Below are 24,033 nucleotides of genomic sequence, written 5' to 3' on the forward strand. Positions count from 1 at the left end.
TTGTGCTTTATCGCGAAGCCGGCCAGTTCAAGACGAACTACGCGGAGGACATGGCGATCTTCCCGATCCGTCAGGATCGCATTGCGCTCGCTATCCTGCTCGGGATTGCGTTCATTGGCGTGCCGCTGTTGGCCAGTTTCCGTATCTGGCCGTTCCGCACCGACTATCTGTTGTGGGCCATCCTGCTGCCCTTCCTCATCCTGGCGCTCGCCGCCGTCGGGACAAACATTCTGGTCGGCTATTGCGGCCAGATCTCGCTCGGCAGCGGCGCGTTCATGGCGATCGGCGCCTATTCCGCCTACAAGCTGGCGACCGGCGTTCACATCCCGCTTGCCTGGCTTGGTTTCGCGATCGCGATCCCACCGTTGCCCGTGCTGGCATCCATCCTGCTAGGCGGGTTGATGGCGGCCTGTGCCGGAATCCTGTTCGGCATTCCCAGTCTGCGGATCAAGGGTCTCTACCTGGCGGTCGCAACGCTCGCCGCGCAATTCTTCTTCGATTGGGCGTTCCTGCGGCTCCCGTGGTTCACCAACTACGCCCCGTCGGGATCGGTGAATGCGCCGGAACTGGATTTCTTCGGCATGATCGTTCGCACGCCGGTCGAGCGCTACCTGCTGTGCCTGCTCTTCGTGACTGTGATGGCGGTGCTGGCGAAGAATCTCGTTCGCGGTAATCTCGGCCGGCAGTGGATGGCGATCCGCGACATGGATATCGCCGCCGAACTGATCGGCATCCGGCCCCTCTATGCAAAGCTCACGGCCTTCGCGGTATCTTCGTTCATCATCGGGGTGGCGGGTGCGCTCTGGGCGTTCGTCTACCTCGGTTCATGGGAGCCGCTCGCGTTCTCGATCGACCGCTCGCTAGAGCTACTGTTCATGGTCATCATCGGCGGGCTCGGATCGATCATGGGTTCGTTCATCGGGGCGGCTTTCATCCTCATCATGCCGATCATGCTGAATGTGATTCCGGCCGAGCTCGGCCTGCCACTGTCGACGCAAACGATCACTCACCTCCAGTTCATCATCTTCGGATCCTTGATCTGTTATCTGCTCATCAAGGAACCCCATGGCTTCGCAAGGCTGATATCGATCGGCAAGGAGAAGCTCAGACTTTGGCCGTTTCCCTATTGAAGGAGCGATCGCGCCACGATCGCAACGCGGACGGCGGCCGCCGACAACGGAGAGGAAGCAAGCACCGCGGACGGAAAAGAGGGACTTCAAACGAGGAGGATATCAATATGGCAAGTATTGCACGCAATGTATTGATGCTGGCGGCCGCCCTGGCCGGCGCGGCGTTGAGCGCACCGGCCGCAGCGCAAAACGAGCAGTTCATTCCAATTCTGTCCTACCGGACCGGACCGTACGCTGTGAACGGCGCGCCCTACGCAAACGGCGTTGTAGACTATTACAACCTGATCAATGAACGTGACGGCGGCATCAACGGCATCAAGATTCTAATCGAGGAATGCGAGACGGGTTACGCGACCGACAAGGGCGTGGAGTGTTACGAGCGTCTGAAGAGCAAGGGTCCAACCGGCGCGGCGTTCATCAATCCGCTGTCGACCGGCATCACCTTCGCACTCACCGAAAAGACCGCGACCGACAAGATCCCGATCATCACGATGGGGTATGGCCGTGCTGATTCCAAGAACGGCGCGGTGTTCGCCTATAATTTTCCATTGCTCGGCACCTACTGGTCCGCGGCCGATATCGCGATCCAGTACGTCGCCAAGGAACTCGGCGGCTTCGACAAGCTGAAGGGCAGGAAGATTTCGCTGCTGTACCATGACAGCCCTTATGGCAAAGAGCCGATTCCGATGCTGCAAGTGCTGGCGCAGAAGTACGGCTTCGACTTCACGCCGATCCCCGTCACGCATCCCGGCGTCGAGCAGAAGTCGCAATGGCTGGCGATCCGCCAGAACCGGCCGGACTATGTCCTGGTCTGGGGCTGGGGCGTCATGAACAGCACGGCAATCAATGAAGCGGCCGCCGTCGCCTATCCGCGCGACAAGATGATCGGCGTCTGGTGGTCAGGCGCAGAGCCGGATGTGACGCCGGCAGGTGATCAGGCCGCGGGCTACAAGTCGCTGATGCTTCAGCACGGCGCCGGCAAGTTTCTCGTTCATGCCGACATAGAGAAATATCTCTACGCGAAGGGCAAAGGTTCGACAGAACCTGGCAAAATTGGCGAAATTCTCTACAACCGCGGCATGACGAATGCCATGCTCGGCGTGGAGGCAATCCGCAAGGCACAGGAAAAGTTCGGCAAGAAACCGCTGACGGGCGAGCAGGTCCGTTGGGGGCTTGAGAACCTCATCCTCACCGCTGATCGAATCAAGGAACTCGGCTTTGAGGGGATGTTGAAGCCGGTCAGCATTTCCTGCTCCGACCACGAGGGCGCGCGCTACGGGCGCGTCCAGCAATGGGATGGCAAGGGTTGGAAAGTGATCTCCGACTGGTACACGGCTGACGAATCGCTCATCGAACCGCTCGTCGCCGACGTGTCCGCGAAGTATGCCGCGGAGAAGAAGATCCAGCCGCGCGATTGCGCGAAGGAAACCTGAGCCCGTGTGAGCGATCCGGGGGCAGTTTGGCTGCTCCCGGATCCCGGAAGGTGCAACTGCTTGGAGGTCCGCGCGTGTCTAACGCCAAGACGGTCGCCGCTGCGACGGAAGCAGCAGCTCTGATTCTATCCGTCAACAATATCGAGGCTGTCTACGATCACGTCATCCTCGTGTTGAAGGGCGTCTCGCTGGAGGTCCCGCGCGGCGGCATTGTCGCGCTTCTCGGCGCCAACGGCGCCGGCAAGACGACGACGCTGAAGGCGATCTCCAATCTGCTGCACGCAGAGCGCGGCGAGGTCACCAAGGGCTCGATCCTGTTCGACGGCGTCGAGGTGAAGTCGCTGTCGCCAAACGACGTGGTGCGACGCGGCTGCATTCAGGTGATGGAGGGCCGGCGTGCCTTCCCTCATCTTACGGTCGAGGAGAACATCCTGACCGGCGCCTTTACGCGGACCGATGGCAAGTTCGCGATCGCGCAGGACGTTGAACGGGTCTACGCCTATTTCCCCCGCCTCAAAGAGCGACGCAACTCCACCGCCGGCTATACGTCGGGCGGCGAACAGCAGATGTGCGTGATCGGACGCGCGCTGATGTCGCGCCCGAAGATGATCCTGCTCGACGAACCATCGATGGGCCTCGCGCCGCAGATCGTCGAAGAGATCTTCGAAATCGTTAAGGATCTCAACGCCAAGGAAGGCGTATCCTTCCTCCTCGCCGAGCAGAACACCAACATGGCGCTCAAATATGCGAGCCACGGCTACATCCTCGAAAATAGCCGCGTGGTGATGGACGGCGAAGCGCGCGCGCTCGCCGCTAACGAGGACGTCAAGGAGTTCTACCTTGGCGTCGCCGGAGACAAGCAGAAATCATATCGCGATGTGAAGCACTACAAGCGACGCAAGCGCTGGCTCGCCTAGCGCTCCCTCTCCCGCTTGCGGGGGAGGACTGAGGTGGGTATCGCCGCGAATCTCATTGTCCGCTCAATCCCCGCCATCTCGAGATTCCGGGTCTGGTGCCAACGCACCATCCCGGAATGACAGTTGTGGGCTTACACCCCGCCCGGATAGTTCGGGGCTTCGCGCGTGATGGTCACGTCGTGGACGTGGCTCTCGCGCAGGCCCGCGCCGGTGATGCGGACGAACTCGGCCTTGTCGTGGAAGTCCTTGATGTCCTTCGCACCGACATAGCCCATCGCCGCGCGGAGGCCGCCGGCGAGCTGGTGCATCACGTTGCCGACCGGGCCCTTGTAGGGCACCTGGCCCTCGATGCCTTCCGGCACGAGCTTCAGCGTGTCCTTGATGTCCTGCTGGAAGTAGCGGTCGGCCGAGCCGCGCGCCATCGCGCCGACCGAGCCCATGCCGCGATAGGCCTTGTAGGAGCGGCCCTGCCACAGGAACACTTCACCCGGCGTCTCATCGGTGCCGGCGAGCAGCGAGCCGACCATCGCGATGTCGGCGCCGGCGGCGAGCGCCTTGGCGAGGTCACCGGAATATTTGATACCGCCATCGGCGATGACCGGAATGTCGGCCTTCTTCGCCGCCGCGACCGCATCCATGATCGCGGTGAGCTGCGGCACGCCGACGCCGGCGACGATGCGCGTGGTGCAGATCGAGCCCGGGCCGATGCCGACCTTGATACAGTCGGCGCCGGCATCGATCAGCGCCTGCGCGCCGCCCTCGGTCGCGACATTGCCCGCCACGACCTGCACCGCGTTGGAGAGCCGCTTGATGCGGTTGACGGCATTGAGCACATGCCGCGAGTGACCATGCGCGGTGTCGACCACGACGACGTCGACGCCGGCATCGATCAGCCGCTCGGTGCGCTCATAGCCGGTCTCGCCGACCGTGGTCGCGGCGGCGACGCGAAGCCGGCCCTGCGCGTCCTTGCAGGCCAGCGGATGGGCGACCGCCTTTTCCATGTCCTTCACGGTGATCAGGCCGACGCAGCGATATTGCTCGTCGACGACGACCAGCTTTTCGATGCGGTGCTGGTGCAGCATCCGCTTCGCCTCGTCCTGGCTGACACCCTCGCGCACCGTGACGAGGTTTTCGTGCGTCATCAGCTCGGAAACCCTTTGCCGCGGATCGGTCGCGAAGCGCACATCGCGGTTGGTCAGAATGCCGACCAGCTTGCCCGGCACGTTCTTGCCGGCACCGGTTACGACCGGGATGCCGGAGATGCCGTGATCCTTCATCAGCGCCAGCGCGTCGGCCAGCGTGGCGTCGGGGCCGATGGTCAGCGGGTTGACCACCATGCCGGATTCGAACTTCTTCACCTGCCGGACCTGGGCAGCCTGACCTTCGGGGTCGAAATTGCGATGGATGACGCCGAGGCCGCCGGCCTGCGCCATCGCAATCGCCATGCGCGCCTCGGTGACGGTGTCCATCGCGGACGCCATGATCGGGATGTTGAGCGAGATTGCGCGGGTGACGCGCGAGCGAATATCGACTTCCGAGGGGAGCACGTCGGACAAACCGGGCTTCAGAAGCACATCGTCGAACGTGAAGGCTTCGCGGATAGCCGGAAATCCCGTGGCCATTGCCAACTCCTTATCTGCGGTCCAGCCGCGATGGTCTTACGGATGAACGTCGCCTGCGGCGACGCTTGCTGCGTCACCGTCGAATCGGCGCCCATCGGTGGGGTTGACGCTGGTCGATAGCATGGCGGCATGACGAATCAAAGTGTTTGCCAGCCATGCACAGGCTTTTTAGGGGCCTGTTCAGGGGACCCTGTAACCGGGCGGCGGCCCGTGGCGGCGGATCGCCTCGACCACCTCGCGGTGGCGCCGGTCTTCCCGCTTCATGTGGACCGCAATCACCGCATGGGCCGACGGCACCAGCAGCAATACGTGGAAAAACAGCCCGAAAATCGCGCAAAACACGATCAGGACCAGATTGAAGATGGCCGAAAACGGCTGTCCGTTCAGGAGCAGCCCGATCGGCGGCAAGAGAGCGGCAAGGACGTAGATCACGGCAGGCACCTCTAACGCGGGCGGATGCATACCAGCGTCACGCAGGATTTAGGGCGTTTGGCCGGTTCCGCAATAGCGTGGCCGGAGGCAGGATGATATGGCCCCCCTCGCCCGCCTTTTTCAGCACAGCCGTCTCATTTTGATGAACAAACAACGCCTGATCCCGCTCATCGTGGCCACCGCCCTGTTCATGGAAAACATGGACTCGACGGTGATTGCGACCTCGCTGCCGGCGATCGCCGCCGATATCGGCACCAGCCCGCTGACGCTGAAGCTTGCAATCACCTCCTATCTGTTGTCGCTCGCAGTGTTCATCCCGGCCAGCGGCTGGACCGCGGACCGCTTCGGCGCCCGCATCGTGTTTGCCGGCGCGGTCGCCGTGTTCATGCTGGGCTCGATCGGCTGCGCGCTGTCGGGTTCGGTGACCGATTTCGTGTTCGCCCGCATCCTGCAGGGCCTCGGCGGGGCGATGATGACCCCGGTCGGGCGGCTGGTGCTGTTGCGCTCGGTCGACAAGAGCGCGCTGGTCAACGCAATGGCCTGGGTGACGGTCCCGGCACTGATAGGTCCGGTGATCGGGCCGCCGCTCGGCGGCTTCATCACCACCTATTTCTCCTGGCACTGGATCTTCCTGATCAACATCCCGATCGGGTTGCTCGGCATCTTCCTGGCACTGAAATACATCGACCCGATCAAGAGCGAGGCCCCCGAGCGTTTCGATCTGCTGGGGCTGGTGCTGGCCGGCATCGGGCTCGCCGGCATCGCATTCGGGCTGTCGGTCGCTGGCCTCAATCTGTTGCCGTGGCCGATCGTCGCCGGATTGGTCGGGGTCGGCACGGTGTCGATGACGCTCTATGTCATCCACGCGCGGCGCACCGGTTCGCCGGTACTCGATTTCGGCCTATTGCGGCTGCCGACCATGCGGGCGTCGATCGTCGGCGGCTTCATGTTCCGGCTCGGTATCGGCGCGCTGCCGTTTCTGCTGCCGTTGCTGATGCAGGTCGGCTTCGGCCTGTCGCCATTCCAGTCCGGCCTCGTGACGTTTGCATCCGCGGTCGGCGCCATGGGCATGAAGACGCTGGCGGCGCGCATCATCAAGGCCTTCGGCTTCCGCAACATGATGACGGTGAATGCGGTGGTCAGCTCGGCCTTCCTCGCCGCCTGCGCGCTGTTCACGATCTCGACGCCGCTGATGCTGATCTTCACCATCCTGGTGGTCGGCGGCTTCTTCCGCTCGCTGCAATTCACCGCGATCAACACCGTGGCCTATGCCGAGGTCGAGCCGCCGCAGATGAGCCGCGCCACCACCCTCGTCAGCGTCAACCAGCAGCTCGCGGTGTCGGCAGGCGTCGCGGTCGGCGCCTTCTCGGTCGAAACCACGTTGGCGCTGCATCACCAGACCGAACTCTCCGCCGATGTGTTCGGACCGGCCTTCATCGTGGTCTCGCTGATCTCGGCCGCCTCGGCCTGGTTCTTCTGGCAGATGCCGGCCGACGCCGGCAACGAGATCGCCGGCCGCAAGGCGATCGATATCTCCAGCCGCAAGGGCGCCGAGAAGCGCGCCGCCGCCGAAGCCGTCAAGGTCGCGACCGAGGATACCCAGAACGCCAGGGATCAGCGGCTCGGCTAGTTGATCGAACGAGCCGTTTCCGAGGCACGGACACTGCAAGCCGCGGTCCGGTCACGGCCAGGCCCTCAGGGGTGGCCGGTCATTCCGCCTGGCTGTCCTCGATCCGGACGTTCAACAAGTTCGTATGTGGGAACGTGGGTCGCTTCCAGCCACGATTCCAGCGCAGCTCCGCAGACCGTGCAGATCGCGTCACCCGTATGCGGCACCAAGAACTTCTCTTCAGTGCGTCTGTACTCAGCGCCGCAATTGCATTGAACAATGGTCGCCATATGAGAGATATGCGCCTGCGATGCTCGATTTTCCAGCCCTGGCAAGAAACGGCCCCAGTGCGCGAAACCCGACGCTGCACCAAGGCCGCCAACCCAGTGGGGGGTTTTCTCCCGGTGGGCTTGGGGGGCATTGGCCGGGAGCAACGGACTCGACTCCGGCCGCGCGCCAAGGTTCCAACCGGTCACGCTGAAATGTCGTGCCGCGCGCGCGGGATCAGCGGCTGGAGTGAGTCCAGTCTCCCTCCGTCAATGACGATCTCTACGATGACGGCTGCTGCTGTCCCCGAAACCCCGTCGCCAGCACGTAGCGCTCGGACGAATCCTGCCGGCTTGCGGACGGCTTGACGTGGCGGACGGCGGCGAAATCGCGCTTCAGCTGAGCTACCAGCTCGGCGTCGGCGCCGCTCTGAAACACCTTCGCCAGGAACGTGCCGCCGGGATTGAGCACCTCGCCGGCAAAATGCGCCGCGGTCTCGACCAGGCCGATGATGCGGAGCTGATCGGTCTTGCGATGGCCGGTGGTGTTGGCGGCCATATCGGACATCACGAAATCGGCGCGGCTGCCCATCATCGCGATCAGCTTTTCCGGCGCGTCATGGTCGAGGAAGTCGAGCTGCGCGAAGGTGACGCCGGGGATCTCGCCCATCTCGAGCAGGTCGATCGCGACCACCTTGCCCTTGCCGTCGGCGGCGCCGGTGCGTTTCGCCGCGATCTGGCTCCAGCCGCCGGGCGCAGCGCCGAGGTCGACCACCGTCATGCCCGGCTTGAGCAGGCGATATTTGTCGTCGATCTCGAGCAGCTTGAAGGCCGCGCGCGAGCGGTAGCCCATCGCCCTGGCCTTGGCGACGTAGGGATCGTTAAGCTGGCGCTCGAGCCAGAGTTTTGACGACAATTTGCGCTTGCCGCCGCTCTTGACCGTGACGTGCAGCCGCCCGGTGGTGTCTTTCGCCATGTCATTTTCTCTTCTCCCTCTCCCCGCTCTTGCGGGGAGAAGGTTGGGGTGAGGGGCTGCTTCCACACACCGAATGCGTGGAAAGGGCCCCTCACCCGGATTGCTGCGCAATCCGACCTCTCCCCGCAAGAGCGGGGCGAGGTGGAACGAACGCTCGTTTGATTTAATGCCCTAGCACGCCCGCAGCGCGCCGTCCTCGCGCATCATCTCGACCAGCATGCCCTCGCGCAGGCCGCGATCGGCGACGCGGAGCCGCGGCATCGGGAACGCGTTGCGGATCGCATCGAGGATCGCGCAGCCGGCGAGCACCAGATCGGCCCGCTCGACGCTGATGCAGTTGTTGCTGACGCGCGCCTCATAGCTCATGCCGAGCAGCTTCTGGATCGTCGCGGTGACGTCGCAATCGTTCATCCAGATGCCGTCGATGCGGCGGCGGTCGTAGCGCGACAGATTGAGGAAGACGCCGGCAAGCGTGGTCACGGTGCCCGAGGTGCCGAGCATGTGCATGTCACGCAGATCGTTGCCGTGCTCGGCCGCGAACGGCGCGACATGCTGCGCGACCTCGTCGATCATCTGCGCATACAAATCCCTGGTGACGTTCTTGCCGCCGAAATGCTCGGCCAGCGTCACGACGCCGAGCGGGATCGACATCCACGCCTTGATGCGCGGCGGCGCATCGGGCGCGTCGGGGTCACGCTCGATCCGCACCAGCTCGGTCGAGCCGCCGCCGATGTCGAACAGGATGGCGCCCCGCCCCTTCGGGTCGAGCAGCGGCGAGCAGCCGATCACGGCGAGCGTCGCCTCGGTCTCGCGATTGATCACCTCGAGCTCGATGCCGGTCTCGGCTGCGACACGCGCGCGAAAGCTCTCGGCATTGCCGGCGGCGCGGCAGGCCTCGGTGGCGATCAGCCGCAGCCGGCGGGCCTTGCGATAACGGATCTTGTCGCTGCAAATGGCGAGCGCAGCGATCGCCCGCTCGATCGCGGCCTCGCTGATCGAGCCTGTCGCGGCGATGCCCTCGCCGAGCCGGATGATCCGCGAGAAGGAATCGACCACGCGGAACCCGTCGCCGGTGGGACAGGCGATCAACAGCCGGCAATTGTTGGTGCCGAGGTCGAGCGCGGCGTAGACGCCGCTTTCCGCGACCGCCGCAATCAGCCCTGACGGGGCTTCGCCGGCCGGAGGGCCGTCACAAAGCCGCACATAGTCATTCATCAAAACACTGTCTTTCCGCAGGACCCCAAGGGCAATCCATGGGCCCGCCGAATAATTGTCCGTTCACGGAAACTTTAGCAGCGTCAAAGCCCTACGCAAACTCCGTTCACATTGGGTCCATGCCCAATCGGGCGTTGTCGTTAAGGGGGGCGTGCGTTATCTCGTCTGCGCCCCCAAACTCCAGCAAATCCGGGCATTTCAGGTCATTTTCGATGCAAGATCATACGCCGCCCGCCTCCCTCGAAAACGCTATCGCACTGCAAAAATACGGTGTCGGACAGCCTGTTCGACGAAAGGAGGACGACACCCTGGTGCGCGGCAAGGGCAAATACACCGACGATTTCTCCCTGCCCGGTCAGGCTTACTGCTGGATGGTTCGCTCTTCACACGCCCATGGAATCATCAAGGGGATCGACACCGCGGCCGCCAAGGCGATGCCGGGTGTGCTCGGCGTCTGGACCGGCGCCGACCTCGCGGCCGCGGGCTACAACCCCTTCACCTGCGGCCTGCCGCTGAAGAACCGCGACGGCTCGCCGCTGCTGCAGACCAACCGCCCGGCGCTCGTCACCGACAAGGTGCGTTTCGTCGGCGATCCCGTTGCCTTCGTGGTCGCGGAGACCGCGGCGCAGGCGCGCGATGCGGCCGAGGCCGTCGAGGTCGACATCGAGCCGCTGCCGGCGGTAACTGACGCGGCCGAGGCAACCAAGCCCGGCGCGCCGCAGCTCTATGACAACATTCCGAACAACGTTGCGCTCGACTATCACTATGGCGACACCGCCAGGATCGAGGCAGCGTTCGCTGGCGCCGCGCATGTGACGAAACTCAACATCGTCAACACCCGCGTCGCGGTGGTCTCGATGGAGCCGCGGGTCGCGCTCGCGCATTACGACAAGACAACCGAGCGCTTCACACTGCAGGTGCCGACCCAGGGCGTGTCCGGCAACAAGGCGATCCTGGCGCGCCTGCTCAACGTGCCCGCCGACAAGGTCCGTATCCTCACCGGCAATGTCGGCGGCTCGTTCGGGATGAAGAACCTCAACTATCCCGAATACACCTGCATCGCGCATGCAGCGCGCGAACTGGGGCGGCCGGTGAAGTGGCTGGACGAACGCTCGACCAGCTTCCTCTCGGACAGCCAGGGCCGTGCCCAGCTGATCCATGCCGAGCTCGCGCTCGATGCCGACGGCAAATTCCTCGCGGTGCGGCTCTCAGGCTACGGCAATCTCGGCGCCTATATCACCGGCGTCGCGCCGGGTCCGCTGTCGCTCAACACCGGCAAGAACCTCGCCAGCGTCTATCGCACGCCGCTGCTCGGCGTCGACATCAAGACGGTGGTGACCAACACCACGCTGATGGGCGCCTATCGCGGTGCCGGCCGACCCGAGGCCAATTACTACATGGAGCGGCTGATCGACGCCGCCGCCGACGAGATGGGCATCAACCGCTTCACGCTGCGCAAGCGCAACTTCATCAAGCCGTCGCAGCTGCCGTTCCCGGCAGCCTCGGGCGTCACCTACGACAGCGGCGATTTCGCCGGCGTGTTCCAGAAGGCGCTGGAGATCTCCGACTACGACAACTTCGCCAAGCGCAAGAAGGAGAGCAAGAAGAGCGGCAGGCTGCGCGGCATCGCCGTCGGCTCCTATCTCGAGGTCACCGCGCCGCCGTCCGGCGAACTCGGCAAGATCACCTTCGAGCCGGACGGCTCGGTGAAGCTCACCACCGGCACGCTCGACTACGGCCAGGGCCACGCCACCCCGTTTGCGCAGGTGCTGTCCGAGCAGCTCGGGGTGCCCTTCGAGAAGATCACGCTCGAACAGGGCGACAGCGATCTGGTCCGCTTCGGCAACGGCACCGGCGGCTCGCGCTCGATCACCGCGACGGGGCAAGCGATCGTCGAAGCCTCCGCGCTGGTGGTCGAGAAGGGCAAGAAGGCCGCCGCCCATATGCTGGAGGCGTCCGAGGCCGACATCGAATTCGGCCAGGGCCGCTTCACCATCGCCGGCACCGACCGCTCGATCGGCATCATGGAGCTCGCCGAGCGGATGCGCGCCGGCAAGATGCCGGAAGGCACACCCGAGACGCTCGACGTCGACCACGCCACCAAGGAGACGGCGTCGACCTTCCCGAACGGCTGCCACGTCGCCGAGGTCGAGATCGATCCCGACACCGGCGTGACGCGGATCGTGCGTTACTCCGCGGTCAACGATTTCGGCACCGTGGTCAATCCGATGATCGTCGCCGGTCAGCTGCATGGCGGCGTCGCGCAGGGCATCGGCCAGGCGCTGATGGAAGAGGTCAGCTACGACGCCTCGGGCCAGCCGATCACCGGCTCCTTCATGGACTATGCGCTGCCGCGTGCCGGCGACGTGCCGGCGATGGAGGTCGGCGATCACCCCTCGCCGGCGAAATCCAATCCGCTCGGCACCAAGGGCTGCGGCGAAGCCGGCTGCGCCGGCAGTCTCGTCTGCATCGTCAACGCCGTGGTCGACGCGCTGTCGGAGTACGGCATCAAGCACATCAACATGCCGCTGACGCCGGAACGCGTCTGGCGCGCGATCCAGGATGCAAAGGCGAACGCGGCGTAAGGGCGCCGCTTCACCATCACTCGCCGCTGTCATCACCCGCGAAAGCGGGTGGTCCGGTATTCCACGCCCAGTCGAGGCGGGTCGGGCAACGCCTCGGCAAACTTGCACTTGAGCGAGATGTCGGCAATTAGCCAGCGAGCTTGCTGATCTCGCTCACGGCGTCTGCGAAACCCGCCTGCGTCAGACGAAATCCCTTCGCGGCATCACCGTGTACGAGCTTGCGCCCCTTCATGTCGCCGAGCTTGTTGCGCACCGACTTCGCGTTGCGCCCGATCATGCTACCTTCGATGCTCTTCACCGGCACGGCGTTCGGGTACTGGCTGTGAAGCAGCACCAGAATTTCACCTTCAATTGGCAGGGTCGCATGAACGATGCGGGTACCGTCGATGTCCTCGACCAGCGTGCCGACCGGCGCTTGCACCAGATTGATCAGTTCCCCCGCCTCCTGCATCGTCAGGCCCGAGGCGATGCGGAACAACTCGGCCATGATCCATGCCGCGCCTTCGTGCAGAAGCGCAAGATCGAAGGTGTTGGGATCAATCTCATTCTTGTGGGCGATGCTGCGTTTGCTCCTCAACGAATACATAGCGCGCGCGATCCGGCACCCGCAGATGCGCAGCCCGTCCGGCAAGGCGGCGTTCTCGGCATGTTTAGAAAGATAGACGTCCACGTCGGGTTTCGTGTCGTGCTTGCCGGCCGCGATATGTTGGAGACACTGCACGAACGTCTCAACGAATTTGCCGGGCGAGGATCGCTCCAAGGTGCGCGTCGCCAGATCGCGCCGCATACTGACGAAGTTGGTCACCATGTCGGACGCGAGATCATCACCCAGCAGCGACTTGAGGGCTTCGGTAAGGCGCGCCTCATCCATTAATCATCGCCCTCACCGCAGCCTCGCCCGAGGTCGTGATCTTGTAGGTCTTGCGCGCCTGACGCGAACTGCCGGACTTCGCAAGCTGGATGGCGAGGGCGGGTCGCTGAGAATTTAGAGCGCCTATTGCCGTAGTGATATTTGCTACACGGTGACCGAGGTGATTCAGCTCTTTGTTGGCGCTTTGGCCATCGAAGCTGGGGGCATTCTTGCAGACCTGCAGCCAATACCCCGCCACAAGAGCCATGTCAGACGCGGTTTGTGGATCAGCGGCATGAAACAATTCCGCAAACGTGCCGAACGTCGGCGTCCCGCCCGCTTGAGCCGCTGCCGGATGTTCCTCACCGGTCGCTGCGGTGTCAGGTTCGGGGTCAGCCGATTTAAGCAACACGCTGATGCCGAGTATGCCGCTAACATGCTTGACGACGCGCTCTTGTGCATCGCTGTCGAGTGGTTTGAGGGCGTTGTAGACAGCTAGGGTCGACTTGATTTCAAGCTCGGCTGGTTCTGCGGCGACAGTCGGGTTAGCAACAGGTGTGTCAGTCATGACAATCTCCAAAGTATTTAGCCATGACATTACTTATGCAGTTCATGATTCCACCGCAAGACCCTGCGAGACATTTATCCAGTTCTTTTTATGTTCCCTATTCCATTGCAAGAAGAAGCGCGGGATGCGGTGTGCCTCACCCAAACGACGACGTCGGATAGTTGAGGCTGCTACCGCAGATTCGAAAGACGTGAGTGCGTGGAGAGCCCTTCACCCGGATCGCATCTGCGATGCGATCCGACCTCTCCCCGCAAGCGAGGTGAGGTGAGAACTAAGCGGCGCTGACGCTGCCAACACCGCCGTCGTCACCCGCATGCGGCGAAGGCGGTGACCCAGTATCCCTGAGACGTCAGAAATAGAACCGAAAAGCCGCGGCGTACTGGATGCGGGGTATCACGTCTGGACGGTCTTGCCCCTTCCTTGCGCCGTCACCCGCTCGAGTCCGATCAATCCGGCATCTTCAGCGCCCGTTCGAGAAATTCCAGCCGATCCTGCCCCCAAAAGATCTCGCCGGACGGCAGCACATAGCTCGGCGCGCCGAACACGCCGGCTTTCAGCGCGTCCTGCGTGTACTGCTCGTAGAGCTGGTCGAGCTCGGCATCCGACGGAGCGCCCGCGCGCAGGGCCGCCGCGTCGAGGCCGGCGCGTTGCGCGGCGGCCGACATCACGTCAGCGTCGGCGAGCGGCTCTTCGCGTTCCCAGATCGCGCGGCCGAACTCCAGCGACAGGCGGTGCGCATCCTTGCCCTGCAGCCCGGCGGCAATCACGAGCCGCACCGCCGCGAGATCGTCGCTCGGAAAATGTCTGGGCTCGACGTTGAGCGGGATGCCCCTCACCTCGCGCCAGCGCTTCAGCTCGATCAGGCGGTAAGCCTGCCGCTGCGGGGAGCGTTTCGGCAGCGGCAGGCCGCCGGTCTGCTCGAAGATCGGACCGAACTTGCAGGGCTTGACGTTGACGGTCGCGCCATGGCGCCGCGCGATATCGGTAAGCGGCGCGCTGCCCATATAGGTCCATGGCGAGTTGAGCGACAGATAATAGTCTATGGTGACAGACATCTACGCCGCCACCTGCTCGCGCGGCTGGGTGATTGCGATGTGCCAGCAATGCGCTAGCGGCACGCCGTTGCCGAGCACCAGCGCGTCGAGCTCGACGAAGCGATGGCCCTTCTTGTCGTAGTTGCCGGTCACCTTGGCACGCGCGGTCAGCTCGTCGCCGATCTTGCCGGCCGACAAGAGCTGCATGCGGGTGCCGACATGGATCCAGGGCCCGAGGATCGCGTTGTCGACCAGCACCTTGTTCATCACCCGAGGCAGCAGACCGGGATGGCCGAGACCTTCGCGCAAATAGATCGGGTCAGTCTCCCTGATGTCGGCGAGATACTCCTTGGCGGCATCGCCGGACCAGTCGCGCGGGATGGTGCCAAGCCACTTGTCCTGCTCGTAGGACGAGGCGCTCACCGGCTTGCGTTCGGCGACCGCGGCGACCTGCTGGTAATCGTCGAGCACGAATTTCGGCGCTGAGGCCGGCAACGATGCGGTGCCGGTGGCGCAGAGCTCGCCGCGGCTGGTGAGCTCGATCGACAGTCCATTACCGGTCTCCCGGCCGGTCAATTCCGCGATCTCGCCGTCATAGACCGGCTTGACGAAGCGCGCCTCGATCAGGCCGCGTTCGAGGAAACCGCGCCCCCATTTCTCGACCGGCAGATGCATCATGTAGGCCATCACGTCGACGCCGGGCACCAGACCGCCGGAAAAGCCGAACTTCCGCGCCACCGTGTCGTCGTGGATCTTGTTCTCTGACAGTTTCGAGGTGTTGTAGGCGGAGACGCGATAGGTCTGCGTAGCCTTCGAATCCATGGGGTTTCCCCTTATTTCGGTTGTTTTTCTCCGGCAATCGTAATCGAAGCCAGCCGCGTGGCAAGCCTCTCGTTTTGCTCGCAATTTTCCGCCCGATGGAGTACACGCAGGCCGCGCCTGCCAACCTTGGAATCGATGACCGAAACCCCTGCTCCCACCCACATCTATGTCGACGCCGACGCCTGCCCGGTGAAGGACGAAATCTATCGCGTCGCGATCCGGCTCGGCGTACCCGTCAGCGTGGTCGCGGGCAATTTCATCCGCGTGCCGCAGGATCCGCTGATCGAGCGCATCGCCGCCGGTTCCGGCATGGATGCGGCCGACGACTGGATCGCGGAACGCGCGCATGAGGGCGACGTCGTGATCACCGCGGACATTCCGCTGGCAAGCCGCTGCGTCAAGGCCGGCGCCGACGTGATCGCACCGAACGGCAAGCCGTTCACGGAGCAGTCGATCGGCATGACGCTCGCGGTGCGCAATCTGATGACCGACCTGCGCTCGTCCGGTGAAATCACTGGCGGGCCGAAATCATACTCGCCGCGCGACCGCTCGACCTTCCTGTCGACCCTCGACCAGACCATCCGCCGCATCCAGCGCCGCCGCGCCGAGCAGGCGCCGGCGAACGGGGGTTAGCGCGATGGCCCCGCCCCTCATCCAGCTCAAGGACATCAGCCTCACGTTCGGGGGCACGCCGCTGTTGACCGGCGTCGAGCTGTCGGTCTCCGCGGGCGAACGCGTCTGCCTGATCGGCCGCAACGGCTCCGGCAAATCGACGCTGCTGCGGATCGCTGCAGGGCTGGTCGAGCCTGATGCCGGCAGCCGTTTCGTGCAACCCGGCGCCACCATCCGCTATCTGCCGCAGGAACCTGACTTCGGCGAGCACAAGACGACGCTGGCCTATGTCGAGGCCGGCCTTGGCCCCGGCGACGATCATTACCAGGCACGTTATCTGCTCGAACAGCTCGGCCTCACCGGCGAGGAAGATCCCGCGCATGTCTCCGGCGGCGAGGCGCGCCGCGCGGCGCTGGCACGGGTACTGGCGCCGTCGCCCGACATCCTGCTGCTGGACGAGCCGACCAACCATCTCGATCTGCCGACCATCGAATGGCTCGAGGGCGAATTGGAAAGCCGGCGCTGCGCGCTGGTGCTGATCAGCCACGACCGCCGCTTCCTCACCAATCTGTCGCGTTCGACCGCCTGGCTCGACCGCGGCCAGATCAGGCAGATCGATCGCGGCTTTGGCGCCTTCGAGGAATGGCGCGACGAGGTGCTGGCCGAGGAAGAGCGCGAGCAGCACAAGCTCGACCGCAAGATCGTCAACGAGGAGCACTGGCTGCGCTATGGCGTCTCCGGCCGCCGCAAGCGCAACGTCAAGCGGCTCGGCAATCTGCACGCGCTGCGCGACCAGCGCCGCGACTACCGCGGCGCCACCGGCAATGCCACGCTCGCCGCCGCCGAGGCCGAGAAGTCCGGTCGCCTGGTGATCGAAGCCAAGAGCATCAACAAAGCCTTTGGCGAGCGCAAGATCGTCGACGGCTTCTCGACCCGGATCCAGCGCGGCGACCGGCTCGGCATCGTCGGCCCGAACGGCGCCGGCAAGACCACGCTGGTGCATCTGTTGATCGGCAACGATCCACCCGACTCCGGCTCGGTGCGATTGGGCGCCAATATCGAGATGGCGACGCTCGACCAGCATCGCGAAAGCCTCGATCCGAAGCTGACATTGGCCGAGGCGCTCACCGGCGGCCGCGGCGATCACGTCATGGTCGGCGACAAGTCGAAGCACGTCATCGGCTACATGAAGGATTTCCTGTTCGCGCAGGAGCAGCGCGGCACGCCGCTAGAGGCGCTCTCCGGCGGCGAACGCGGTCGGCTGATGCTGGCGCGCGCATTGGCAAAGCCGTCGAACCTGTTGATCCTGGACGAGCCGACCAACGACCTCGATCTCGAAACCCTCGACGTGCTCGAGGACATGCTCGGCGATTACGAGGGCACGGTGATCCTGATCAGCCACGATCGCGACTTCCTCGACCGCGTGGTGACATCCGTGATCGTGCCCGAAGGCCAGGGCCGCTGGATCGAATATGCCGGCGGCTACTCCGACATGCTGGCGCAGCGCGGCGCCGACGTGAAGCGCGAGACCGTGAAGGCGGACGCCCCGACTGAAGAGAAGAAGGAAGCCAAGGCTGCCGCGGCGCCCACTGCCGCGCCGAAACGACGGCTGAACTTCAACGAGAAGCACGCGCTCGAGACCCTGCCGAAGACGATCGACAGATTGCACGCCGAGATCGCCAAGCAGCAGAAGCTGCTCGACGATCCCGACCTCTATGCGAAGGATCGCAAGAAGTTTGACGCAGCTTCCGCCGCGATCGCGAAGGCGCAGGAAGAGCTTGCCGCCGCCGAAGACCGTTGGCTCGAGCTCGAAGTGCTGCGCGAAGAGATCGAACAGGCGTAATTCGCATGGAAATGGTCGTCATTGCGAGGAGCGAAGCGACGAAGCAATCCACGGCACCGCATGCGCGGATGGATGGATTGCTTCGCTCCGCTCGCAATGACGGAAACAACCGGAGTTGACCCGATGACCACGCCCCTCGCCGCCAAGATCGCCAAGGAATACGGCACGCCCTGCGCCGTAATCGACATGGACCGGGTCGAGCGCAACATCGCCCGCATCCAGGCCGCTTGCGATGCGGCCGGCGTCGCCAACCGCCCGCACATCAAGACGCACAAGAATCCGATGCTGGCGCAGCTGCAGATCAAGGCCGGCGCCAGGGGCATCACCTGTCAGAAGCTCGGCGAGGCCGAGATCATGGCGGATAGCGGTATCGACAACATCCTGATCAGCTACAATCTGCTCGGCGACGAGAAGATGGCGCGGCTCGGCGCGCTGCAAGCCAAGACCAACGTCACCGTCGCGGCCGACAATTCGGTCGTGGTCGGCGACCTGCCGAAGGCCGCGGCCGCCTCCGGCCGTCCGCTCTCCGTGGTCGTCGAGTGCGACACCGGGCGCAAGCGCGCCGGCGTCGAGACCCCGGCCGAGGCGATCGCGTTGGCGCGCGAGATCGCAGCCTCCAAGGGCCTGAGCTTCGCAGGCTTCATGCTCTACCCGACCGAGACCGGCTGGGCGGATGCGCAGAAATTCTACGACGAGGCGCTGGCCGGAGTCCGCGCCCACGGCCTGGATGCTGCCATCGTCTCCACCGGAGGCACGCCGAATCTGGTGAACATCGGCAAGCTGAAGGGCGGCACCGAGCACCGCTTCGGCACCTACATCTACAACGACCGCATGCAGGTCGCAGCCGGCGTCGCCGGCTGGGACGACTGCGCGCTGCATATCTATTCCACCGTCGTCAGCCGCGCCGGTCCCGAGCGCGGCATCCTCGATGCCGGCTCCAAGACGCTGACCTCTGACACCGGCGGCCTCGAAGGCCACGGCCTGATCCTCGAACATCCCGAGGCCAAGATCGCGCGCTTCGCTGAGGAGCACGGTTTCCTCGATCTCTCCCGCAGCAACACCCGGCCCAATGTCGGCGACGTCGTGCGGATCGTGCCCAATCACGTCTGCGTCGTCGTCAACATGATGGACGAGGTCGTGATGGTGCGCGGCGACGAGATCATCGGCGCCTTGCCGGTGGCGGCGCGCGGCAAGCTGCGCTAGCCGCGAATCAGAGCCTGCAGTTCCCGATCGAGCGCCGAGCGAAACACCTCGATCGGCCGCGCCAGGCGGCCGGCGGGCGGGCGGTGGACGATCCAGGCCCGGACCGCGGGATTGAAATCCGCGATCTTCACGATCTTGAGCCGGCTCTTGAACGCGCTGCGCTTCAGCGCAATCGGCGTGACGAGGCCGATGCCGAGGCCACGCGCCACCAGCGACAGCCGCAGCTCGCTGTCCAGCGCCTCGACCGCGATGTTGAACGGCAGATGCGCCGCATCGAAATGGCGCTTCAGCGTCTGGCGGAAACCGCAGCCGTCCTGGTTGATCACCCATCCGGTCCGCGACAACCATTCGAGATCGACTGACTTCGGCGTCTTCATGTCGCGCGCCACGACGAACACCACCGGCTGCGCACCAAGATCGGAGGCGGCAAGATCGTCGGGCGGCGCGGTGCCGTCGGGCAGGCAGATCGCCGCGGCATCAAGCTCGTTGCGGCTGACCCGCTCCATGTGGTTGGGCGACCAGCCCGAGACGACGCGCACCGCGAGCGCCGGAAATTCGCCGCGCACCGCATCGAGCGGTCCGGTGAGCCCCGCCTCCGACAAAAACGGCGTCAGGCCGAGCCTGAACTCGCCGCGCACCACGCCGTCATTGGCGACGCCCGACTTGAGCTCGTCGAGCATGCGCAGCACCCGACGGCCCCGTTCATAGGCCTCGATCCCCGCGGCCGTCGGCCTCAGCGGTTTCGACAGCCGGTCGAGCAGCTGCGCGCCCAGCATCTCCTCGAGATTCTGGATCCGCCGCGTCACGCCGGGCTGGGTCAGGTTCAGCCGCGCCGACGCCGCGACGATCGATCCGGTTTCCACCACGGCGACGAACGCCACGAGGTCATGGGTATTCATAACAATCTCGCATATTCTTCATCATCTTATTTGAATTGTAGCATATTAGGCCGATCCCCTAAAGGGGGCCTCGCCACTTCCTCGCGAGGTCCCATGACCATTTCCGAAGCCACTAAACTCTCCCCTGCGCGCGCCGTCTCGGCGCGTCCGCTGATCTGGATCGGCGCCATCACCACCGGCACCGTCGTCACCAACCTGTTCGCCCCGCAAATCCTGGTCGGCCTGATGGGCCGCTCGCTCGGCATGACCGCGTTGCAGGCCGGCCTGATCTCGACGCTGACCCTGCTCGGCTACGCGCTCGGACTCTTGTTGCTGGTGCCGCTGGTCGATCTCGTCGAGAACAAGCGGCTGATCCTGCGGACGCTGGCCTGCGCCATCGTCGCCGCGATCGGCACCGCGATGGCGCCGACGCCGCTGATGCTGCTCGCCGCCACCTTCATCCTCGGCGCGTCCTGTGCAGCGATCCAGATGGTGGTGCCGCTGGTGGCGTCGATGGTTCCGCCGGAGCGCCGGGGACAAGCGATCGGCGATGTCATGAGCGGCTTGATGATCGGCATCCTGCTGTCGCGGCCAATGGCGAGCCTGATCGCGGACAGCTGGAACTGGCGCGGCTATTATTTTACGTCGGCCACCTTGATGATGGTGCTCGGCTGCGCGCTGGCGCGCTACTTGCCGACTTTGCAGCCGACAGCGAAGGTCAGCTACGGCGCGCTGCTGCGTTCATTTCCAAGACTGCTGCGCGAGGAGCCGGTGCTGCGCGTGCGGTCCTGGACCGCGGCGCTGGTGATGGCATCGTTCACCGCATTCTGGGCTGCCGTGGCGCTGCGCCTGCCGGACGCGCCGTTCAGGCTCGACGCCAAAGGCATTGCGCTGTTCGCACTGATCGGTGTCGCGGGCGCGGCGGCAACGCCGCTCGCGGGCCGATGGGGCGATCGCGGTCTTGCACGGCCGCTCCTGATCGTCTCGCACCTTCTGATCGCCGGCGCGCTCGCACTCTGCGCCTGGGCCGGCGCGATCGAGTCGCAGATCGCAGCCCTTTCGCTGCTTGGCGTCGGCGCCGTGCTGCTCGATTTCGGCATCACCACCGATCAGACGCTCGGCCGCCGTGCCGTCAATCTGTTGCAACCCGAGGCGCGCGGCCGGATCAACGGCCTGTTCGTGGCGCTGTTCTTCATCGGCGGTGCGGTCGGTGCGGCGGCAGCGTCCGCAGCATGGAGCTTTGGCGGGTGGACGGCGGTCTGCGCGGTGGCTGCGGCGTTCGGCATACTCGGCCTGATCACCGACCTCGCGACGAGGACCGGTTCGGAATGAGCCGGGTTACAAGGCGCGTTGCCTGAGCCAGCTCAACGCGCCCTTCCCGGCCGCGACGCCGGTTGCGAACGACGCCTGCAACAGATAGCCGCCGGTCGGTGCTTCCCAGTCGAGCATTTCGCCGGCGGCGAAAACACCGGGCAATCGCCGCAGCATGAAATGGTCATCCAGTTCGTCGAACCTGATCCCGCCCGCACTCGAAATCGCGCGCGCGATCGGCGCGACGCCTGATATCTCGATCGGCACCGCGTTGATCAGCGCGGCCAGTTCGGCCGGCGGCAGCGAAGCCAGCGATCGGCCGGAGGCGACTGCCGCCTCCTGCAACAATCCGATGCCGACCGGCGAGAGCTGCGCGGCCTTGCGCAGGAAATTGGAGAAGGATTGCTTGCCCTTTGACACCGACAGCCGCGCGATCAGTTCGTCGCGCGCGGCATCGGGCCGCAGCGCCACGCTGAGCGTCGCCGTTCCCTTCGCGAGCACCGCCTCGCGCAATTCGGCCGACAATGCATAGATGGCGCCGCCCTCGATGCCGGCGCGGGTGACGATCGCCTCGCCGCGCACCGTATGCGCCCCGATCTTGAGCGAGACGCCCTTGAGCGGCTGGCCTTCAAACCGGTCGCGGAAGATATTCGACCACGCAACCGTGAAGCCGGAATTGGCTGATCTCATCGGCGCCACGGCAACGCCCTTCGCGGCGAGGATGTCCGCCCACGCACCATCGGAGCCGAGCCGCGGCCAGCTCGCACCGCCGAGCGCGAGCACGGTCGCCTCAGCGTTGGCCGTGCGCGGGCCGTCCGGTGCCTCGAACAGCAGTCCGCCGCTCGCCTCCCATCCGGTCCAGCGATGCCGGAATGCGAACGCAACGCCTGTCGCATCGAGCCGCCGCAGCCAGGCGCGCAGCAGAGGCGAAGCCTTGAACGCCTCGGGAAACACGCGGCCGCTGGTACCGACGAAGGTCGGCTGGCCCAGCGCCTCGCTCCAGGCGCGCAACACATCGGGCGGAAATGCCTCGACCGCTTTCGTCAGGCGCGGCATCGCCTCGCGATAACGCCTCAGGAAATCCGGCAGCGGCTCGGAGTGCGTGAGATTGAGCCCGCCGCGGCCGGCCATCAGGAACTTGCGGCCGGCCGACGGCATCGCGTCGTAGACGGAGACCTGTGCACCGCCCGCCGCAAGAGTTTCTGCCGCCATCAGGCCGGCAGGTCCGGCTCCGATGACGGCGACGTTCATGCTCAGAGCTTGATCCCGGCCCGCGCTGCGGCCTGGGCGACATACTTCTGGGTCTGCTCGAATGCGCCCTGCAGCGCCTTCGCGGTCGACATGTCGGCGATGTCCTTGAAGTGCGCGGCGACGCCGTCGGGCGTCCACTCGGACTGCGGCAGGTTGACGCCCTCGGTCTCCAGCACCCGGATCACTGCGAACGAGCCGGCGCCGGCGCCCATGATGGTGCGGGTCGGCGCGTCCTCGCTGAGCAGGAATTCGACCGCCGGCGTGATCGCTTCCGGCTTCATCAGTTGAAGCGCCTGCGGCGGCAGCAGCTCCTCGGTCATGCGGGTCGCCGCCGTCGGCGAGATGGTATTGACCTTGATGTTGTTCTTGCGGCCCTCTTCGGCGAGCACGTTCATCAGGCCGACCATGCCGGCCTTCGCTGCGCCGTAATTGGCCTGGCCGAAATTGCCGAACAGGCCGGACGACGAGGTCGTCAGCACGATGCGGCCGTAATTGCGTTCGCGCATGCCGGCCCACACCGCCTTACAGCAGTAGAAGGTGCCGGTGAGATGCACGTCGAGCACCTTGGCCCAGTCGGCGACCTCCATCTTGGCAAACGACTTGTCGCGCAGGATGCCGGCATTCGCGCACAAGAGGTCGACGCTGCCCCACTCCTTGGTGGCGCGCTCGACCATCGCGCTGACCTGCTCGAAGTTCGAGACGTCTGCGCCGTCGGCCATCGCGGTGCCGCCGGCCTTGCGGATCTCCTCGACCACGGCCTCGGCCGGCGACAGCGAGCCGCCGGTGCCGTCGCGCGCGCCGCCGAAATCGTTGACCACGACCTTGGCGCCACGGCTGGCAAGGCCCAGCGCATGCGCCCGCCCAAGACCATTGCCCGCGCCGGTGACGATAGCGACGCGTCCGTCAAACCTGATTGCCATGCCGTAAATTCCTGTTCTTCCCTTCTCCCCTTGTGGGAGAAGGTGGCGCGCGCAAGCGCGCCGGATGAGGGGTTCTCTCCACGGATGAGCGCGCGGAGAGAAACCCCTCACCCGGCTTCATCTCGCTCCGCTCGATTTCGCCACCCTCTCCCACAAGGGGAGAGGGTGCACGCCCGAGCGGCATGAAAAGGTTGGGGACTTTTGAGCAGCGATGGATGGCCGGGTCAAGCCCGGCCAGGAAAGCCAGGACAGCGGCCGGGCGCGCTAGACGTCAGGGGTCATCGATCCGCAGGGCTTCAGGCTTTTGAGCAGGTGCCCGTTCCAGCACTCGTGGTGCTCCTGGGCGTAGCTGATCGAGCCGATCACAATCAGAGCGACTACGACAAGTCCGGCGACGATGTTCTGCACCATGGCTGCCACTCCCGGGACCGCACCGCCTAAAGCGGGCATGATGGACACCAGGGATCAAAGCCGTCAATGCGCCACTTGGACTAAAGCGGGCTCGCTCCACCTCTTCCACTTGCGGGAAAGGTGGAGCTGCTCAACCATCTGCTAG

The 24,033-nt window shown here is 64.8% G+C and carries 21 protein-coding genes; 9 read left to right on the top strand and 12 right to left on the bottom strand.

The window, feature by feature from the left end; all coding sequences use genetic code 11:
• The first annotated feature begins 2 nt into the window (after positions 1–2).
• The 3 genes from H8A95_RS08655 (at position 3) to H8A95_RS08665 (ending at position 3,480) form a co-directional block, all read left to right on the top strand.
• The gene (locus H8A95_RS08655) at positions 3–1,130 is read left to right on the top strand and encodes a branched-chain amino acid ABC transporter permease (RefSeq protein WP_229182788.1); all 1,128 of its coding nucleotides are present in this window, start codon (positions 3–5) and stop codon (positions 1,128–1,130) included.
• Positions 1,112–2,563 carry an ABC transporter substrate-binding protein gene (locus H8A95_RS08660; RefSeq protein WP_229182789.1) on the top strand — a complete coding sequence of 484 codons (1,452 nt, stop codon included), beginning with the start codon at positions 1,112–1,114 and terminating at the stop codon, positions 2,561–2,563. Before H8A95_RS08655 ends, H8A95_RS08660 begins: the two co-directional genes overlap by 19 nt.
• Positions 2,564–2,637: 74 nt before the next feature.
• Entirely contained in the window at positions 2,638–3,480 is an 843-nt protein-coding gene (locus H8A95_RS08665) for an ABC transporter ATP-binding protein (protein WP_229182790.1), read from the top strand.
• A gap of 131 nt (positions 3,481–3,611) precedes the next feature.
• On the opposite strand, the gene guaB is transcribed toward H8A95_RS08665, so the two are convergent.
• Positions 3,612–5,102, bottom strand: a complete 1,491-nt coding sequence (gene guaB, locus H8A95_RS08670; protein WP_229182791.1) for an IMP dehydrogenase — start codon at positions 5,100–5,102, stop codon at positions 3,612–3,614.
• Positions 5,103–5,282: 180 nt separating this feature from the next.
• On the bottom strand, positions 5,283–5,534 hold the full coding sequence (locus H8A95_RS08675; RefSeq protein ID WP_229182810.1) for a hypothetical protein: 252 nt from the start codon (positions 5,532–5,534) through the stop codon (positions 5,283–5,285).
• A 142-nt stretch (positions 5,535–5,676) separates the two neighbouring features.
• Here H8A95_RS08675 and H8A95_RS08680 point away from each other — a divergent pair, with 142 nt between their 5' ends.
• Positions 5,677–7,164 carry a DHA2 family efflux MFS transporter permease subunit gene (locus H8A95_RS08680; protein WP_229182792.1) on the top strand — a complete coding sequence of 496 codons (1,488 nt, stop codon included), beginning with the start codon at positions 5,677–5,679 and terminating at the stop codon, positions 7,162–7,164.
• Positions 7,165–7,692: 528 nt separating this feature from the next.
• Here H8A95_RS08680 and H8A95_RS08685 read toward each other — a convergent pair.
• The gene (locus H8A95_RS08685) at positions 7,693–8,385 is read right to left on the bottom strand and encodes an RlmE family RNA methyltransferase (protein ID WP_229182793.1); all 693 of its coding nucleotides are present in this window, start codon (positions 8,383–8,385) and stop codon (positions 7,693–7,695) included.
• A gap of 171 nt (positions 8,386–8,556) precedes the next feature.
• Complete coding sequence (locus H8A95_RS08690; RefSeq protein ID WP_229182794.1) at positions 8,557–9,600, bottom strand: Ppx/GppA phosphatase family protein; 1,044 nt, start codon at positions 9,598–9,600, stop codon at positions 8,557–8,559.
• 212 nt (positions 9,601–9,812) lie between these two features.
• Here H8A95_RS08690 and H8A95_RS08695 point away from each other — a divergent pair, with 212 nt between their 5' ends.
• Positions 9,813–12,185 (top strand): xanthine dehydrogenase family protein molybdopterin-binding subunit, encoded by a 2,373-nt coding sequence (locus H8A95_RS08695; protein WP_229182795.1) that lies wholly within the window; start codon positions 9,813–9,815, stop codon positions 12,183–12,185.
• Positions 12,186–12,312: 127 nt separating this feature from the next.
• On the opposite strand, the gene H8A95_RS08700 is transcribed toward H8A95_RS08695, so the two are convergent.
• From H8A95_RS08700 to H8A95_RS08715, 4 genes are all read right to left on the bottom strand, one after another.
• Positions 12,313–13,056, bottom strand: a complete 744-nt coding sequence (locus H8A95_RS08700; protein WP_229182796.1) for a hypothetical protein — start codon at positions 13,054–13,056, stop codon at positions 12,313–12,315.
• Positions 13,049–13,603, bottom strand: a complete 555-nt coding sequence (locus H8A95_RS08705) for a hypothetical protein (protein WP_229182797.1) — start codon at positions 13,601–13,603, stop codon at positions 13,049–13,051. The genes H8A95_RS08700 and H8A95_RS08705 overlap by 8 nt, the downstream gene beginning before the upstream one ends.
• Before the next feature lie 446 nt (positions 13,604–14,049).
• Positions 14,050–14,658: a 2-hydroxychromene-2-carboxylate isomerase gene (locus H8A95_RS08710; protein ID WP_229182798.1), complete on the bottom strand. Its 609-nt coding sequence runs from the start codon at positions 14,656–14,658 to the stop codon at positions 14,050–14,052.
• Complete coding sequence (locus H8A95_RS08715; protein ID WP_229182799.1) at positions 14,659–15,459, bottom strand: hotdog family protein; 801 nt, start codon at positions 15,457–15,459, stop codon at positions 14,659–14,661.
• Between the two features lie 135 nt (positions 15,460–15,594).
• On the opposite strand from H8A95_RS08715, the gene H8A95_RS08720 reads away from it, so the two are divergent.
• The 3 genes from H8A95_RS08720 (at position 15,595) to H8A95_RS08730 (ending at position 19,117) form a co-directional block, all read left to right on the top strand.
• Positions 15,595–16,092, top strand: a complete 498-nt coding sequence (locus H8A95_RS08720) for a YaiI/YqxD family protein (RefSeq protein WP_229182800.1) — start codon at positions 15,595–15,597, stop codon at positions 16,090–16,092.
• A gap of 4 nt (positions 16,093–16,096) precedes the next feature.
• Positions 16,097–17,914: an ABC-F family ATP-binding cassette domain-containing protein gene (locus H8A95_RS08725; protein WP_229182801.1), complete on the top strand. Its 1,818-nt coding sequence runs from the start codon at positions 16,097–16,099 to the stop codon at positions 17,912–17,914.
• Positions 17,915–18,037: 123 nt separating this feature from the next.
• Positions 18,038–19,117 carry a D-TA family PLP-dependent enzyme gene (locus H8A95_RS08730; protein ID WP_229182802.1) on the top strand — a complete coding sequence of 360 codons (1,080 nt, stop codon included), beginning with the start codon at positions 18,038–18,040 and terminating at the stop codon, positions 19,115–19,117.
• On the opposite strand, the gene H8A95_RS08735 is transcribed toward H8A95_RS08730, so the two are convergent.
• A complete protein-coding gene (locus H8A95_RS08735; protein WP_229182803.1) occupies positions 19,114–20,016 on the bottom strand; it encodes a LysR family transcriptional regulator in 903 nt (300 codons plus the stop codon). The two genes, H8A95_RS08730 and H8A95_RS08735, sit on opposite strands and share 4 nt — an antisense overlap.
• A 93-nt stretch (positions 20,017–20,109) precedes the next feature.
• Here H8A95_RS08735 and H8A95_RS08740 point away from each other — a divergent pair, with 93 nt between their 5' ends.
• Entirely contained in the window at positions 20,110–21,327 is a 1,218-nt protein-coding gene (locus H8A95_RS08740; protein WP_229182804.1) for an MFS transporter, read from the top strand.
• Positions 21,328–21,333: 6 nt separating this feature from the next.
• On the opposite strand, the gene H8A95_RS08745 is transcribed toward H8A95_RS08740, so the two are convergent.
• The 3 genes from H8A95_RS08745 to H8A95_RS08755 form a co-directional block, all read right to left on the bottom strand.
• Positions 21,334–22,557 (bottom strand): BaiN/RdsA family NAD(P)/FAD-dependent oxidoreductase, encoded by a 1,224-nt coding sequence (locus H8A95_RS08745; RefSeq protein WP_229182805.1) that lies wholly within the window; start codon positions 22,555–22,557, stop codon positions 21,334–21,336.
• Between the two features lie 2 nt (positions 22,558–22,559).
• On the bottom strand, positions 22,560–23,477 hold the full coding sequence (locus H8A95_RS08750; RefSeq protein WP_229182806.1) for an SDR family NAD(P)-dependent oxidoreductase: 918 nt from the start codon (positions 23,475–23,477) through the stop codon (positions 22,560–22,562).
• 264 nt (positions 23,478–23,741) lie between these two features.
• On the bottom strand, positions 23,742–23,888 hold the full coding sequence (locus H8A95_RS08755) for a hypothetical protein (protein WP_229182807.1): 147 nt from the start codon (positions 23,886–23,888) through the stop codon (positions 23,742–23,744).
• Between the last annotated feature and the right edge of the window lie 145 nt (positions 23,889–24,033).

This window comes from Bradyrhizobium oropedii (genome assembly GCF_020889685.1).
Classification (GTDB): Bacteria; Pseudomonadota; Alphaproteobacteria; order Rhizobiales; family Xanthobacteraceae; genus Bradyrhizobium; species Bradyrhizobium oropedii.